Here is a 14,545-nt window from a genome sequence, read left to right as displayed (position 1 = left end):
TGCTTAACCTCTCAGTATAGACGCAATTTGTGCGGAAACCGCGTCGATTTCCTGATCACCGTCGATTTGACGCAAAAGACCTTTGTTCTCATAAAACGTGAGGAGTGGTGCTGTTTTGTTGATATATTCGTCTAAACGAATGCCGACGCTCTCTTCGTTATCATCGGAGCGTTGGTACAATTCGCCGCCGCATTTATCACAAATGCCTTCCTGTTTAGGAGGATTAAAGATCACATGATAAGTCGAACCGCAGTTTTTGCAAATCCGGCGACCAGTAAGGCGAGCCAGAAGCTTTTCACGATCAACTTTCAGGTTGATGACGTGATTGAGACCTGTATTCAAGCGGGCGAGAATGTCATCCAGCGCTTCCGCTTGCGAAAGGGTTCTTGGAAAACCGTCCAATAAAAAACCTTTTTCGCAATCGGACTGCTGCAGACGTTCTTCCACAATACCGATCGTTACGTCATCCGGTACCAGCAGACCCTGATCCATGAATTCCTTCGCTTTAATCCCGATGGGAGTTCCTTGTTTAATCGCCAGACGAAATGCATCGCCTGTTGAGATATGAGGAATTCCGAATTCATTCACGATGTTTTCTGCTTGTGTTCCTTTTCCTGCCCCAGGAGGACCCATGAATAAGATGTTCACCTTACGTCACTCCCTCCCCTTGATTGACTAGCAAGAACAACACAATAGGCGCCGGGAAGCAGACTGACCACTCGCCGGAACCTATCGCCTATTTATTGATAAAACCTTTGTAATGACGTTTGATCAATTGGCTTTCGATCTGCTTCATCGTGTCCAGTGCAACACCAACAACGATCAAGAGTGATGTACCGCCGATCTGAACCGTACGTGGAAGACCTGCAAGTGATCCGAAGAATACCGGAAGTACAGAGATCACGGCCAGGAACAGGGCTCCTGTCATGGTCAAACGGGTCATAACCCGAGTCAGGTACTTCTCGGTAGCTTTACCAGGGCGAATGCCTGGAACATAGCCGCCGTTCTTCTTCATATTGTCAGCCATTTGGTTAGGGTTCATCTGCACGAAGGTGTAGAAGAACGTGAAACCAATGATCATGAGCACATACAGCACCATTCCAAGCGGACTGTCATAAGCCAGGTTCGCCGTAATCCATTTCGCCCAACTCATGTGTCCCCAGAAGCTGGCGAGAATGACCGGGAACTGCAGCAGTGACATCGCAAAGATTACCGGAATAACGCCTGCTCCGTTAATCTTAAGTGGAATGTGAGTGTTCTGTCCGCCGTACATTTTGTTTCCTACAACACGCTTGGCGTATTGAACCGGAATTTTACGGATACCTTGCTGAATGAATACAACACCGGTAATGATCAGAATCAAAATCAGAAGGATAATAAGACCTTTCAAAGTGTTCATGAACACTTGACCATCCTGAATGAAGTTCGATTCGATCGTTGTCCGAATGTGCATCGGAATACCAGCAGCGATACCAGCAAAGATAATGATCGAAATACCGTTACCGATTCCGCGTTCCGTTATCTGTTCACCGAGCCACATCAAGAATGATGTACCTGCGGTAAGCACGATCGCAATTACAACGTAGTCGATAAACGTCGCTCCAGGAACCATTTCTGCGCCGTACATACGGTTAAAACCGACGGACATTGCGAAGGCCTGAATCAATCCCAATATTACCGTACCATAACGAGTAATTTGAGCCAACTGCTTCTTCCCGTGTTCCCCTTGTTTGTTCCATTCCGCAAACTTTGGAATGACGTCCATCGACAGCAACTGTACGATAATGGACGAAGTAATATATGGAAATATCGAAAGGGCGAAAATCGAAAACTGCGATAGCGCGCCCCCCGAGAACGTGTTAAGAAGACCAAACAACTCGTTACCTGCCTGATTCGTCTGTGTAAAGACATCTTTGTTAACACCGGGAACCGGAACAAAGGATCCAATACGGAAAATAATCAGAACGAACAAGGTGAATATAATCCGTTTGCGAAGCTCCTCGACACGCCATATATTTTTCAGGGTCTTAAACATTAGATCACCTCGGTTTTACCGCCGGCAGCCTCGATCTTCTCTACCGCAGATTGAGAAAACTTATTAGCTTTTACAGTCAAAGAAACGGTAACTTCACCGTTGCCAAGAATTTTGATTCCGCTCTTTGTATTGTTAACAATACCGCTCTCAACCAAAACTTCTGGAGTCACTTCAGTACCTGCTGCAAAGCTGTTAAGTTCTTCGATGTTCACAATCGCGTACTCTTTCCGAGTTGGGTTTACGAAACCGCGCTTCGGAAGACGACGATACAATGGGTTCTGTCCACCTTCGAAGCCTGGACGTACACCACCGCCGGAACGAGAGTTTTGTCCTTTGTGACCGCGACCCGACGTTTTACCCGTACCACTACTAGTACCGCGTCCAACGCGCTTGCGTTCTTTGCGGGATCCAGGTGCTGGGCTCAGCTCATGTAACTTCATCGTTCGTTGCACCTCCTTAATATGTCCGGGAAAAACAACCCGGGATTAACCTTCGATTTCTTTAACAGAAACCAGGTGATTTACTTTCTTGATCATTCCGCGAATTGCAGCGTTGTCGCTTTGAACAACGGAATGGTTGATTTTGCGAAGACCGAGTGTTTTCACGGTTGCACGCTGATCTTCTGGACGACCAATCACGCTGCGTACGAGGGTGATTTCAAGTTTAGCCATGAGATTCCCTCCTTAACCCAACAGCTCTTCGACGGATTTGCCGCGAAGCTTGGCAACATCTTCAGCACGCTTCAGGCGGGATAACCCTTCCAAAGTCGCATTGACCATGTTCATGGAGTTCGAAGAACCTAGAGATTTTGTCAAAATGTCGCCTACACCAGCCAGTTCGAGTACTGCACGAACAGGACCGCCAGCGATAACTCCAGTACCTTCAGATGCTGGCTTCAATAATACTCGGCCTGCTCCGAAGTGACCTGTTACGAGGTGAGGAATAGTGGTTCCAACAAGTGGAATGTGAATCAGGTTTTTCTTAGCATCTTCAATACCTTTGCGGATTGCATCCGGTACTTCGCCTGCTTTACCGATACCTGCTCCTACCCAACCTTTGCCATCACCGACAACTACCAGTGCACTAAAGCTAAAGCGACGTCCGCCTTTTACAACTTTAGCAACGCGGTTAATGTTTACTACTCTTTCAGTCAGTTCTAAAGTGTTAGGATCTACACGCAAGTCGTTTACCTCCTTTTGAAAATATCTTAGAATTCAAGGCCTGCCTCGCGAGCTGCCTCTGCAAGAGCTTGAATACGTCCATGGTACAAATATCCACCACGATCGAATACGATCGATTTATGACCTTTGTCTGCAGCACGTTTTGCAACGAGTTCGCCGACTTTACGAGCGGATTCAACGCTTCCACCGTTCTTAATGTCGCCAGCCAATTCTTTATCAAGCGTAGAAGCTGATGCCAAAGTTACGCCAGCCACGTCGTCAATCAGTTGAGCATAGATGTGTTTCGAAGAACGGAACACGTTCAGACGTGGACGTTCAGCTGTGCCCTGGATTTTCTTACGGACACGCAGGTGTCTTTTCAAGCGAGCTTTGTTCTTGTCTTGTTTCGTAATCATGCTTCCATTTCCTCCCTTCAGTTTTGCCTTAAGAGCTTCACTTTTAGACGCATCGGGTAAGTATGGGAGAAGAGGTTAGTTATCCACCAGGCGAATCCCCGGTTAGCTAACCTTACTTCTTCTTACCAGCTTTACCTTCCTTACGGATAATGCGTTCACCTTCGTATTTAATCCCTTTACCTTTATAAGGCTCAGGCTCGCGTACGGAACGGATCTTAGCAGCGTAAGCACCTACGCGCTCTTTATCGATACCGCGAACGGTGATTTTTGTATTTACCGGTACATCAAATTCGATACCAGCTTCCGGTGTGATTTCAACTGGGTGGGAGTAGCCCACGTTCAGAACGATTTTATCTCCGGATTTGCTTGCACGGTATCCAACACCGACCAACTCAAGGTTTTTCGAGAATCCTTCAGTTACACCGTTGACCATGTTTGAGACAACGCTGCGGGTCGTGCCGTGAAGAGAGCGATGTGTTTTGTTGTCGGAAGGACGAACAACATTGATCTCGTTGTTTTCTACTGTAATTTGCATGTCTTTATGCAGTTCACGAGTCAAGGTTCCTTTAGGCCCCTTAACAGTAATTACAGTGTTATCCAGTGTGACTTCCACACCATTTGGAATAGCAATTGGTTTACGACCAATACGGGACATTCATTACACCTCCTATCTTGTGACGTTGATTACCATACGTAGCAGAGAACTTCTCCGCCAGCTTTGGATTGACGAGCTTCTTTGTCGGTCATAACTCCCTTAGACGTGGAGATGATCGCAATACCCAAACCACCAAGTACACGAGGTACTTCGTTGCTCTTCGTGTAAACGCGAAGACCTGGTTTGCTAATTCTTTTCAGACCTGTGATTACGCGTTCGTTGTTAGAACCATATTTCAGGAATACACGAATGATCCCTTGTTTATTGTCTTCTACAAACTCCGCATCACGGATGAAACCTTCACGCTTCAAAATGTCAGCGATTTGTTTCTTAATTGTCGAAGCAGGCATTTCTACTGTTTCGTGGCGAACCGTGTTCGCGTTACGAATACGAGTTAGCATATCTGCAATTGGATCGGACATAGTCATGTAGGATAAACCTCCTTCCCGTTTATAAACTTCTTACCAGCTTGCTTTTTTCACGCCAGGAATCTGGCCTTTATAAGCTAATTCACGGAAACAAATTCTGCAAACTTTAAACTTCTGCAGTACCGAATGTGGGCGACCACAACGTTCACAACGGGTATATGCCCGTACTTTGAATTTCGGTGTACGTTGTTGTTTAACTTTCATCGAAGTTTTTGCCACTTAGCCTGACACCTCCTAAATAGTTTCGGAGAAAAGGACAACCGTCTTATTTCGCGAAAGGCATGCCCAGTTGAGCAAGCAGTTCACGGGATTCTTCGTCGGTTTTAGCAGTCGTTACGATAACGATATCCATACCGCGAACTTTATCCACTTTGTCATACTCAATTTCAGGGAAAATGAGTTGCTCTTTCAGACCGAGCGTATAGTTACCGCGTCCGTCAAATGCTTTGGTGGACACGCCTTGAAAGTCACGTACACGTGGAAGTGTAACGTTGAACAGCTTGTCGAGGAAGTAGTACATACGCTCACCGCGCAGTGTTACTTTCACACCGATTGGCATGTTCTCACGGAGTTTGAATCCCGCGATGGATTTCTTCGCACGGGTGATAACCGGTTTTTGACCAGCAATCAGCTGCATGTCGTTTACAGCGGAATCAAGTACTTTCGAGTTGGATACTGCGTCACCAACACCCATGTTGACAACCACTTTCTCGATTTTTGGTACTTGCATTACTGTCTTATAGCTAAACTTCTGCATCAGAGCAGGAGTTACTTCGTTCAAAAAACATTCTTTCATTCTTGCTGCCATGATTCAAGGACCTCCTTTCTCAACCGTCTTATTTATCAATAACTTCTCCGGATCTTTTTGCTACGCGAACTTTTTTGCCGTTGTCCAGTACTTTGTAACCGATACGGGTTACTTTTCCGCTCTTCGGATCAACGTGCATAACGTTCGATACATGGATCGGAGCTTCCTTCTCGATGATACCGCCTTGTGGGTTCATTTGGTTTGGCTTTTGGTGTTTTTTGATCATGTTCACACCTTCAACCAAAACGCGATTTTCACGAGGGTACGCTGCGATGACACGGCCTTTTTTGCCTTTGTCTTTACCGCTGATGACGATAACTGTATCATCTTTTTTCACGTGCAGTTTGTTGCTATGGGATTCCAGAACTTTTTTCACTTTAGGCATTCGTTACACCTCCTATGACTAGCCAGTTCAACTATTTATCGGGTTCCCGAAAAGTTACGTCACTTTTTGGGGTGTTATATTAGATTACTTCCGGAGCCAAGGAAACGATTTTCATGTAGTCTCTTTCGCGAAGTTCGCGAGCAACTGGTCCGAAAATACGAGTTCCGCGTGGGCTTCTGTCGTCTTTAACAACAACAGCTGCATTCTCGTCAAATGAGATGTAAGATCCGTCTTTACGACGAACAGAACGTTTCGTACGAACGACTACCGCTCTTACTACATCACCCTTTTTGACAACGCCGCCTGGTGTTGCTTGTTTGACGGAACATACGATCAAATCACCGATTTGAGCTGTACGACGACCAGTACCACCCAATACGCGGATACACATCAGTTCCTTCGCACCGGAGTTGTCAGCAACAGCTAAACGTGTAAATGGTTGAATCATTTAAATTTCCTCCTTCCATCGAAAACTGATCATATCTTAGATGATAACCGCTTTTTCAACCACTTCTACCAGTCTCCAACGTTTGTCTTTGGATAGAGGGCGAGTTTCCATGATTTTAACGGTATCTCCGATTTGAGCTTCATTGTTTTCATCATGCGCTTTAAATTTCTTCGTGTATTTAATGCGCTTGTGATACAAGTCATGCTTCTTATAAGTTTCAACAGCTACAACAACGGTTTTATCCATTTTATCGCTGACAACCTTACCGATTTGCACTTTACGAGCATTACGTTCTTCGCTCATTTGTTAGCCTCCTTCCTGAATACAGAACAATCGTTTCTGTTTCATTAACTAATCCCAAGTTCTCTTTCATGGATAACGGTTTTAGCACGAGCTATTTCTTTGCGAACATCACGAATCCGAGTTGGGTTATCAAGTTGGCCAGTAGCCAACTGAAAACGGAGGTTAAAGAGTTCCTCTTTAAATCCGGAGATTTTTTGCTCGATTTCTGCAGTGGTTAAGTTGCGCAGTTCATTAGCTTTCATTTGCTTCACCACCCACTTCTTCACGTTTCACAAACTTCGTTTTAACAGGCAGCTTGTGAGCGGCGAGACGCATCGCTTCGCGGGCGATCTCCTCAGACACGCCTCCAAGTTCAAACATGATTTTGCCTGGTTTTACAACGGCAACCCATTTCTCAACGTTACCTTTACCGCTACCCATCCGCACCTCGAGAGGCTTTTGAGTAATCGGCTTATCTGGGAAAATCTTAATCCATACTTTACCGCCACGGCGAATATAACGAGTCATCGCGATACGCGCAGCTTCGATCTGACGGTTAGTAATCCAACCTGGTTCAGTAGCTTGCAAGCCAAATTCGCCGAAGCTTACTTCCGTACCGCCTTTAGCTTGGCCTCTCATATGGCCGCGCTGTTGTTTGCGGTGTTTTACACGTTTTGGTACCAACATGATTAGTTGCCTCCTTCCTGAGCAGCTTGTTTCTTAGCCGTAGGAAGAACCTCTCCACGATAGATCCATACTTTCACGCCGATACGGCCGTAAGTCGTATGCGCTTCTGCTGTACCGTAGTCGATGTCTGCACGAAGCGTATGAAGTGGAACAGTTCCTTCACTGTAGCCTTCCGTACGAGCAATCTCGGCTCCGCCAAGACGTCCGCTGACTGATGTTTTAATCCCTTTTGCTCCAGAGCGCATCGTTCTTTGGATTGCTTGCTTCAGCGCACGACGGAAAGATACACGACGTTCCAGCTGTTGAGCAATGCTTTCAGCAACAAGAATTGCGTCCAGTTCAGGGTTTTTGATTTCAGAAATGTTGATGTGAACTTTTTTACCGCCGGCAATTTTAGTCACTTGTCCGCGCAGTACTTCTACTTCGGAACCACCTTTACCGATAACCATACCTGGTTTCGCAGTGTGGATCGTCACGTTCACACGATTTGCCGCTCTCTCGATTTCAATACGGGATACAGCGGAGTCTTTCAATTTATTTTTCAGGTATTCACGGATTTTCACGTCTTCCAGCAAAAGATCACCGAAGTCTTTGCCTGCATACCATTTGGATTCCCAATCACGGATAATACCGATACGGAGTCCTACTGGATTTACCTTTTGGCCCACACGTTTTCCCTCCTTATTTTTCAGCTACCACCAAAGTAATGTGGCTGGTGCGTTTATTGATCCGGCTTGCACGTCCCATTGCACGCGGGCGGAAACGTTTCATAGTCGGTCCCTGGTTGACATAAGCTTGCGTCACAACCAATTTAGTTACATCCAGTGAGTAGTTATGCTCAGCGTTTGCGATAGCCGAGTTCAAAAGCTTCTCAAGAACTGGAGATGCAGCCTTAGGAGTGTGACGAAGAATTGCGATCGCTTCGCCGACTTGCTTACCGCGAATCAAGTCAACAACGAGTTGAGCTTTACGAGGAGCAATACGAATCGATCTTGCATGTGCTTTTGCTTCCATATGTTTAACCTCCTCTCAAACAAAGAGCTTCATTAATTATCTTCTCGTTTTCTTGTCGTCTTCATGACCTTTGTAAGTACGAGTTGGAGCAAACTCACCCAACTTATGTCCTACCATATCTTCTGTTACATATACAGGTACATGTTTACGGCCATCATATACACCGAACGTGTGACCGATAAATTGCGGGAAAATAGTGGAACGACGGGACCACGTTTTGATCACAGCTTTTTTGCTTGCTGCGTTCATGTCCTCCACTTTTTTGAGCAGATATCCGTCAATAAAAGGTCCTTTTTTCAAACTACGGCTCATATTGAAATCCTCCCTTCACCAAATTGTCTCGTTACCTTCGAGCCTGTCACGAAGTTATGCACTTAAACGCGCATTACTTCGTGCGGCGGCGAACGATATATTTGTCAGAAGCTTTTCCTTTTTTACGTGTTTTGTAACCAAGGGTTGGTTTGCCCCATGGAGACATAGGCGATTTACGTCCGATTGGAGCGCGGCCTTCACCACCACCGTGAGGGTGATCGTTAGGGTTCATTACCACACCACGTACTTCAGGACGTTGTCCAAGCCAACGGCTACGACCAGCTTTACCGATTTTGATCAACTCATGGTCTTGGTTACCCACAGAACCGATGGTTGCACGGCAAACTTTCAGGATGCGGCGAACTTCACCGGAAGAAAGACGAACAGTTACGTACTTATCTTCTTTACCGAGAAGTTGAGCTTCTGTACCAGCAGCACGAACCAATTGTCCGCCTTTGCCTGGTTTCAATTCGATGTTGTGGATAACTGTACCTACTGGAATGTTTTCCAGTGGAAGTGCGTTACCGATCTTGATGTCAGCACCTACTCCAGATACTACTTGGTCTCCAACTTTCAGACCTTTAGGAGCGATGATATAACGCTTCTCACCATCTACATAGTGAATCAGAGCGATGTTGGAAGTACGGTTCGGGTCGTATTCGATTGTAGCAACGCGACCTGGAATGCCGTCTTTGTTCCGTTTGAAGTCGATAATACGGTATTTACGCTTGTGTCCGCCGCCATGGTGACGAACCGTAATTTTACCTTGGTTGTTGCGGCCAGCTGTTTTGCTCAGTGGAGCCAGCAACGATTTTTCCGGCTGATTCGTGGTGATTTCTTCAAAAGTCGACACGGACATGTTGCGTCGAGCCGGGGATGTCGGTTTATACTTTTTAATAGGCACTGAGTTTTCCCTCCTTACTTAAGAAATTCTTATTCAACCGATTCAAAGAACTCGAGCGGTTTGCTGTCTGGAGCCAAAGTTACGATTGCCTTTTTCCACTCGGTTGTGTAACCGGAATAACGGCCGTAACGCTTTGGTTTCGCAGGAACACGCATCGTATTCACGTTCGATACTTTAACTTTAAAAATAGATTCGACAGCTTGCTTGATCTCGGTCTTGTTAGCACGGATATCCACTTCAAAAGCGTATTTCAGCTCTGCCATGTAGTCAGCCGTACGTTCCGTGATCACCGGGCGCTTGATTATATCGCGTGGGTCTTTCATTACGCGAGCACCTCCTCTACCTTCTGAACTGCTTCCTTCGTAATGATCAGTTGATCGTACGACAGTACGTCAAGAACATTAATGCCGTCAGCCGCTACGAATTTCACACCAGGAATATTACGTGCGGAAAGGGCTACATTATCATCATAGCTTGGAGCAACGATGAGAGCTTTACGGCCTACTTTCAGGTTGCTAAGAATGTTAGCAAACTCTTTTGTTTTCGGCGTATTCAGCGTCAGTTGATCCAATACGATAATTGCGTTGTCAATCACTTTGGAAGACAATGCAGATTTAATAGCCAAACGACGGACTTTCTTAGGAAGTTTAAATGTGTAGCTGCGCGGAGTTGGTCCAAATACCACACCGCCGCCTTTCCATTGTGGTGAACGGATCGATCCTTGACGAGCGCGGCCAGTACCTTTTTGTTTCCAAGGCTTACGTCCGCCGCCGCGTACTTCAGAACGTCCTTTTACTTTGTGGGTACCACGACGAAGGGAAGCGCGCTGCAACAATACTGCGCTGTGCAGTACGTGCGTATTCGGCTCGATGCCGAACACAGCTTCATTCAATTCTACTTCGCCAACTTGGCTACCGCTGACATTATAAAGTGCTACTTTAGGCATTGTTTGTTCCTCCTTTCTTTAGGCGATTATTTCTTCACCGTTTCTTTAATTTGAACGAAACCTTTTTTAGGTCCTGGAATGGATCCTTTAACAAGGATTACGTTACGCTCTGCATCGACTCTAACAACTTCGAGTTTTTGGATCGTAACTGTTTCATTGCCCATGTGACCTGGCAGACGTTTCCCTTTAGGAACACGGTTTGCCTGGATCGAACCCATGGAACCTGGTCTACGGTGATAACGGGAACCGTGAGACATTGGTCCGCGGCTTTGTCCCCAACGCTTGATTACACCTTGGAAACCTTTACCCTTGGAAATACCCGTTACGTCAACAAATTCGCCTTCTGCGAAGACATCAGCCTTCAGCTCTTGTCCAACCTCGACACTCGCGAGGTCAACACCGCGAATTTCGCGAACGTAGCGCTTAGGCGCAGTGTTTGCTTTTTTCGCATGGCCTGCTTCTGGTTTGTTAGATCTGTTCTCTTTCTTGTCAGAGAAACCGACTTGAATCGCTTCGTATCCGTCGTTTTCCAGATCTTTCTTTTGAAGAACAACACAAGGACCTGCTTCGATAACCGTTACAGGAATTACAATACCTTCAGGGGTAAATACTTGAGTCATTCCGAGCTTTCTACCTAAGATACCTTTCATGTTGACACCTCTTTTCTCTTCTCTAATTCGTTATGCTGGTCTTACAGTTTGATTTCGATATCTACACCGGACGGCAGGTCCAAGCGCATCAAGGCATCCACAGTTTGTGGAGTCGGGTTCACGATGTCGATCAAGCGTTTATGAGTACGCATTTCGAACTGTTCCCGAGAATCCTTATACTTGTGCACCGCACGGAGAATGGTAATTATTTGTTTCTCAGTTGGAAGCGGAATCGGACCGGATACACCAGCACCCGAACGTTTTGCTGTCTCAACAATTTTCTCAGCGGATTGATCAAGAACTCTGTGGTCGTATGCTTTCAAGCGAATACGAATTTTTTGCTTTGCCATTTTATTCCCTCCTTCTATCGCCCAATTTGGTATCGGACATACTCCGTGAAAATTTTCCAACCACCCGCCTCATGGCAAAGGGGCCGGGTGTGTCGGTAACCTCTCACATCATCGCAACGTCGCAGAACAACATTCACTATTATATATAAAAGATAGGCGCATTGCAAGCACTAATTCATAATTCATGTCAGTTTATATTTGCACCGCGCTTTTCTTGAAATTTTCAGCTAAAATCGCTGCTTCTGATGTAGCTTCCCGTATGCTGCCAATCGTCATGGACAGCAATTTCATTTGCTTTTCTGCTGTGATCATCTGATCCGCACTGGATTGTACAGATGTAAGAATATCGGTGAACAATTGGCTTGTCTCCTCTGATTGGTTCTTCCCTTTCGCCGCAAGCAGCTGTACATGGTTAATAGATTCTACCACTTCGGATGTGATGGATCTGGATTTCGTTATGATATCAGTTATACGGCTCACTGTCGTTCGTGTATCCTCGGAGAGACGACTGACCTCCTGAGCCACAACTGCCAACCTTTTCCGTGCCCCCCCAGCACGCGCCGCTTCTATAGTAGCATTGAGCGAGAGCAGTTTGATCTGTGCCGCTATTTCATGAACGCTTACCGCTATCAGGGCAATCTGTCTGGAGGAATCATGAAGTTCTTGTACAGCATTCTGCATATCCGAGGTGCTCTCATCTATTGCATTCATCTGTACTGCCAAATCCGCTATCCTAGCCTCTCCAGCCAGAGCATAAGAAATAGATCCTTGGGTAGTGGCCGAAGTCGTCTGAAACGCAGTAGTCACCTCGCCGCTGCTTGACATCAAGCGTTCTACAGCTTCATTAATGTCCAGTGTCAGATCGGTAATTCACCGACAAAAGCAGCAATGCTCTGCTTTAGTTCTTTGCGTACCCATTCATATTGCTGCTGCTTCTCATTCATGTTCTCCTTCTCGCAAGCTTCCAGTACAAGCAGTTGCTCCAAGCTGAGCAGCTTGGTGATCGTCGACACGATCCGAATATGCTGTTCCTCTTCTTTCACTTCTTTATATATAATCTTGAAGAATTCATTCTGCAGATTCTGAAAAGCCGATAAGTACCATTTAGGCTCCAGTCCTACCCGTTTGTGGACTTCGGCAATACGGAATCTTTTCCCCACGTAGGCTTCATTGATCTCGCCGTTTAATATTTCAAGAAGATGATCCCTTAAGGTCTGTTTCAACCTTTCAATTGTACTATGCTGCACAATGATATCCCTCAACTTATCCACATCCACAACGGATTGGTAAAAAGCATCGGTGATCGCTTCCAACTTCTACTCCATCTGCGGGCGTAACTGCTTTAGCAGACGCAAATCTCCCTCTGTCAGACCGATCATTCTCATCTGTTCATTCAGTTCACCCAACTTCTCCTGGTATATGTAACTTTCTTCGAGGGGATCACGGTGTACTTCTGCAGACTGAACGACATGGGCCATACTCTTCTTCATAAAAGCAAACGGGCATTCCATAATGAGCTGTGCTCTCCATTCTATATATTTAGGTAGTTTCTTATCTGTGAAGCAGACTTCAAACAGAGATTGTAATCATGTTAGGCGCAAATATATAGAATGAATCCTTCAATATATGGCATATTCTGTGTAGTGAGCTTGACTTTTTTTCTACAAATATTCGAAATATGGGCAGTTCCCTTGTTTACGCTTCTCCGGTTTTTGTACAACAGAAAAAGAGCCCAATCCCAAGGGATCGGACTCTTTTATCAGGACATCACATTGTTGCTTGTTACAATACACTGTTGCTATATGCAAGGCTGTTTGTAGGCCTTAATTATTTAATGATGGTAGCAACGGAACCAGCACCTACGGTACGGCCGCCTTCACGAATGGAGAACTTAGTTCCTTCTTCAATCGCGATTGGGTTGATCAGGTTAACCGTAACGGTGATGTTATCACCAGGCATAACCATTTCAGAACCTTCTGGCAGGTTGATCACACCAGTTACATCCGTAGTACGGAAGTAGAACTGTGGACGGTAGCCAGTGAAGAAAGGCTTATGACGTCCGCCTTCTTCTTTGCTCAGTACGTATACTTGAGCAGTGAACTCTGTGTGTGGTTTAACGGAAGCAGGCTTAGCAAGTACTTGACCACGCTCGATTTGAGTACGGTCTACACCACGAAGCAATGCGCCGATGTTGTCACCAGCTTGAGCGGAATCCAGCAATTTACGGAACATTTCAACGCCCGTAACAACGGATTTCTTAGTTTCTTCAGCGATACCAACGATTTCGATTTCTTCACCAACTTTGATCGTACCACGCTCTACACGACCTGTAGCAACGGTACCACGACCAGTGATGGAGAATACGTCCTCGACAGGCATCAAGAAAGGCTTGTCAGTGTCGCGCTCTGGCAATGGGATGTACTCGTCGATTGTTTTGAACATTTCAACGATTTTTTGTGCCCATTCGCCATCTGGGTTTTGCAGAGCTTCACGAGCGGAACCACGAGTAATCGGAGTGTCGTCGCCTGGGAAGTCATACTCGCTCAGAAGGTCGCGAACTTCCATTTCAACCAATTCCAAGAGCTCTTCGTCATCAACCATGTCGCATTTGTTCAAGAATACAACGATGTAAGGTACGCCTACTTGGCGGGACAACAGGATGTGCTCGCGAGTTTGCGGCATTGGGCCGTCAGCTGCGGATACAACCAGGATCGCTCCGTCCATTTGAGCTGCGCCAGTGATCATGTTTTTAACATAGTCAGCGTGACCTGGGCAGTCAACGTGTGCATAGTGACGAGCGTCAGTTTCGTACTCTACGTGGGAAGTAGAGATTGTGATACCGCGTTCGCGCTCTTCTGGAGCTTTGTCGATTTGATCGAAAGACATTGCTGCGCCACCATAAGTTTTGGACAATACACTTGTGATTGCAGCAGTCAGAGTAGTTTTACCATGGTCAACGTGACCGATAGTACCGATGTTAACATGGGGTTTCGTACGTTCGTATTTAGCCTTTGCCATTTGAACAATTCCTCCTTAAGGGGATATATATGTTGGGCCGGAAGCGG

The 14,545-nt window shown here is 46.0% G+C and carries 27 protein-coding genes; all 27 read right to left on the bottom strand.

What is annotated here, in order from left to right:
- Positions 1 to 3: 3 nt before the first annotated feature.
- The 27 genes from M2277_RS28775 to tuf all read right to left on the bottom strand — a co-directional run bounded on the left by M2277_RS28775 (position 4) and on the right by tuf (position 14,498).
- The gene (locus M2277_RS28775) at positions 4 to 648 is read right to left on the bottom strand and encodes an adenylate kinase (protein WP_006212901.1); all 645 of its coding nucleotides are present in this window, start codon (positions 646 to 648) and stop codon (positions 4 to 6) included.
- 88 nt (positions 649 to 736) lie between these two features.
- Positions 737 to 2,035: a preprotein translocase subunit SecY gene (secY, locus tag M2277_RS28770; protein ID WP_036638431.1), complete on the bottom strand. Its 1,299-nt coding sequence runs from the start codon at positions 2,033 to 2,035 to the stop codon at positions 737 to 739.
- A complete protein-coding gene (gene rplO, locus M2277_RS28765) occupies positions 2,035 to 2,475 on the bottom strand; it encodes a 50S ribosomal protein L15 (RefSeq protein WP_006212903.1) in 441 nt (146 codons plus the stop codon). Before rplO ends, secY begins: the two co-directional genes overlap by 1 nt.
- A gap of 45 nt (positions 2,476 to 2,520) precedes the next feature.
- The gene (gene rpmD / locus M2277_RS28760) at positions 2,521 to 2,706 is read right to left on the bottom strand and encodes a 50S ribosomal protein L30 (protein ID WP_006212904.1); all 186 of its coding nucleotides are present in this window, start codon (positions 2,704 to 2,706) and stop codon (positions 2,521 to 2,523) included.
- Positions 2,707 to 2,718: 12 nt separating this feature from the next.
- Positions 2,719 to 3,216 (bottom strand): 30S ribosomal protein S5, encoded by a 498-nt coding sequence (rpsE, locus tag M2277_RS28755; protein ID WP_006212905.1) that lies wholly within the window; start codon positions 3,214 to 3,216, stop codon positions 2,719 to 2,721.
- Positions 3,217 to 3,242: 26 nt separating this feature from the next.
- Complete coding sequence (rplR, locus tag M2277_RS28750; RefSeq protein WP_006212906.1) at positions 3,243 to 3,611, bottom strand: 50S ribosomal protein L18; 369 nt, start codon at positions 3,609 to 3,611, stop codon at positions 3,243 to 3,245.
- 112 nt (positions 3,612 to 3,723) lie between these two features.
- Positions 3,724 to 4,266 (bottom strand): 50S ribosomal protein L6, encoded by a 543-nt coding sequence (rplF, locus tag M2277_RS28745; protein WP_006212907.1) that lies wholly within the window; start codon positions 4,264 to 4,266, stop codon positions 3,724 to 3,726.
- A gap of 29 nt (positions 4,267 to 4,295) precedes the next feature.
- Positions 4,296 to 4,694 (bottom strand): 30S ribosomal protein S8, encoded by a 399-nt coding sequence (gene rpsH / locus M2277_RS28740; protein ID WP_006212908.1) that lies wholly within the window; start codon positions 4,692 to 4,694, stop codon positions 4,296 to 4,298.
- A gap of 33 nt (positions 4,695 to 4,727) precedes the next feature.
- Positions 4,728 to 4,913, bottom strand: coding sequence for a type Z 30S ribosomal protein S14 (locus M2277_RS28735; RefSeq protein WP_006037933.1), 186 nt, complete (start codon positions 4,911 to 4,913; stop codon positions 4,728 to 4,730).
- A gap of 46 nt (positions 4,914 to 4,959) precedes the next feature.
- Positions 4,960 to 5,502 carry a 50S ribosomal protein L5 gene (gene rplE / locus M2277_RS28730; RefSeq protein WP_280756222.1) on the bottom strand — a complete coding sequence of 181 codons (543 nt, stop codon included), beginning with the start codon at positions 5,500 to 5,502 and terminating at the stop codon, positions 4,960 to 4,962.
- A 28-nt stretch (positions 5,503 to 5,530) separates the two neighbouring features.
- On the bottom strand, positions 5,531 to 5,887 hold the full coding sequence (gene rplX / locus M2277_RS28725) for a 50S ribosomal protein L24 (RefSeq protein ID WP_006212910.1): 357 nt from the start codon (positions 5,885 to 5,887) through the stop codon (positions 5,531 to 5,533).
- Positions 5,888 to 5,966: 79 nt separating this feature from the next.
- Positions 5,967 to 6,335 carry a 50S ribosomal protein L14 gene (rplN, locus tag M2277_RS28720; protein WP_006212911.1) on the bottom strand — a complete coding sequence of 123 codons (369 nt, stop codon included), beginning with the start codon at positions 6,333 to 6,335 and terminating at the stop codon, positions 5,967 to 5,969.
- 36 nt (positions 6,336 to 6,371) lie between these two features.
- Complete coding sequence (rpsQ, locus tag M2277_RS28715; RefSeq protein ID WP_006212912.1) at positions 6,372 to 6,638, bottom strand: 30S ribosomal protein S17; 267 nt, start codon at positions 6,636 to 6,638, stop codon at positions 6,372 to 6,374.
- Positions 6,639 to 6,682: 44 nt separating this feature from the next.
- The gene (rpmC, locus tag M2277_RS28710) at positions 6,683 to 6,880 is read right to left on the bottom strand and encodes a 50S ribosomal protein L29 (protein WP_006212913.1); all 198 of its coding nucleotides are present in this window, start codon (positions 6,878 to 6,880) and stop codon (positions 6,683 to 6,685) included.
- The gene (rplP, locus tag M2277_RS28705; RefSeq protein WP_006212914.1) at positions 6,870 to 7,304 is read right to left on the bottom strand and encodes a 50S ribosomal protein L16; all 435 of its coding nucleotides are present in this window, start codon (positions 7,302 to 7,304) and stop codon (positions 6,870 to 6,872) included. Before rplP ends, rpmC begins: the two co-directional genes overlap by 11 nt.
- A 2-nt stretch (positions 7,305 to 7,306) precedes the next feature.
- The gene (gene rpsC / locus M2277_RS28700) at positions 7,307 to 7,972 is read right to left on the bottom strand and encodes a 30S ribosomal protein S3 (protein WP_006212915.1); all 666 of its coding nucleotides are present in this window, start codon (positions 7,970 to 7,972) and stop codon (positions 7,307 to 7,309) included.
- Positions 7,973 to 7,985: 13 nt separating this feature from the next.
- Entirely contained in the window at positions 7,986 to 8,318 is a 333-nt protein-coding gene (gene rplV, locus M2277_RS28695) for a 50S ribosomal protein L22 (RefSeq protein WP_006212916.1), read from the bottom strand.
- A gap of 36 nt (positions 8,319 to 8,354) precedes the next feature.
- The gene (gene rpsS / locus M2277_RS28690; protein ID WP_006212917.1) at positions 8,355 to 8,630 is read right to left on the bottom strand and encodes a 30S ribosomal protein S19; all 276 of its coding nucleotides are present in this window, start codon (positions 8,628 to 8,630) and stop codon (positions 8,355 to 8,357) included.
- A gap of 73 nt (positions 8,631 to 8,703) precedes the next feature.
- The gene (rplB, locus tag M2277_RS28685; RefSeq protein ID WP_006212918.1) at positions 8,704 to 9,534 is read right to left on the bottom strand and encodes a 50S ribosomal protein L2; all 831 of its coding nucleotides are present in this window, start codon (positions 9,532 to 9,534) and stop codon (positions 8,704 to 8,706) included.
- 29 nt (positions 9,535 to 9,563) lie between these two features.
- Complete coding sequence (rplW, locus tag M2277_RS28680) at positions 9,564 to 9,857, bottom strand: 50S ribosomal protein L23 (RefSeq protein ID WP_006212919.1); 294 nt, start codon at positions 9,855 to 9,857, stop codon at positions 9,564 to 9,566.
- Entirely contained in the window at positions 9,857 to 10,480 is a 624-nt protein-coding gene (gene rplD, locus M2277_RS28675; RefSeq protein ID WP_006212920.1) for a 50S ribosomal protein L4, read from the bottom strand. Before rplD ends, rplW begins: the two co-directional genes overlap by 1 nt.
- 26 nt (positions 10,481 to 10,506) lie before the next feature.
- The gene (rplC, locus tag M2277_RS28670; RefSeq protein WP_006212921.1) at positions 10,507 to 11,130 is read right to left on the bottom strand and encodes a 50S ribosomal protein L3; all 624 of its coding nucleotides are present in this window, start codon (positions 11,128 to 11,130) and stop codon (positions 10,507 to 10,509) included.
- Between the two features lie 41 nt (positions 11,131 to 11,171).
- Positions 11,172 to 11,480 carry a 30S ribosomal protein S10 gene (rpsJ, locus tag M2277_RS28665; protein WP_006212922.1) on the bottom strand — a complete coding sequence of 103 codons (309 nt, stop codon included), beginning with the start codon at positions 11,478 to 11,480 and terminating at the stop codon, positions 11,172 to 11,174.
- Between the two features lie 192 nt (positions 11,481 to 11,672).
- Positions 11,673 to 12,305: a methyl-accepting chemotaxis protein gene (locus M2277_RS28660; protein ID WP_280756227.1), complete on the bottom strand. Its 633-nt coding sequence runs from the start codon at positions 12,303 to 12,305 to the stop codon at positions 11,673 to 11,675.
- Between the two features lie 32 nt (positions 12,306 to 12,337).
- The gene (locus M2277_RS28655; RefSeq protein WP_280756221.1) at positions 12,338 to 12,793 is read right to left on the bottom strand and encodes a protoglobin domain-containing protein; all 456 of its coding nucleotides are present in this window, start codon (positions 12,791 to 12,793) and stop codon (positions 12,338 to 12,340) included.
- 3 nt (positions 12,794 to 12,796) lie between these two features.
- Positions 12,797 to 12,991 (bottom strand): hypothetical protein, encoded by a 195-nt coding sequence (locus M2277_RS28650; RefSeq protein ID WP_280756220.1) that lies wholly within the window; start codon positions 12,989 to 12,991, stop codon positions 12,797 to 12,799.
- A gap of 316 nt (positions 12,992 to 13,307) precedes the next feature.
- On the bottom strand, positions 13,308 to 14,498 hold the full coding sequence (gene tuf / locus M2277_RS28645; protein WP_006212927.1) for an elongation factor Tu: 1,191 nt from the start codon (positions 14,496 to 14,498) through the stop codon (positions 13,308 to 13,310).
- Positions 14,499 to 14,545 lie beyond the last annotated feature (47 nt).

The sequence above is a fragment of the Paenibacillus sp. LBL genome (assembly GCF_029893715.1).
Taxonomy (GTDB): Bacteria; Bacillota; Bacilli; order Paenibacillales; family Paenibacillaceae; genus Paenibacillus_AQ; species Paenibacillus_AQ glucanolyticus.
The sequence above is the reverse complement of the archived record's forward strand: the minus strand, read 5'-3'. Positions and strand labels throughout refer to the sequence as shown.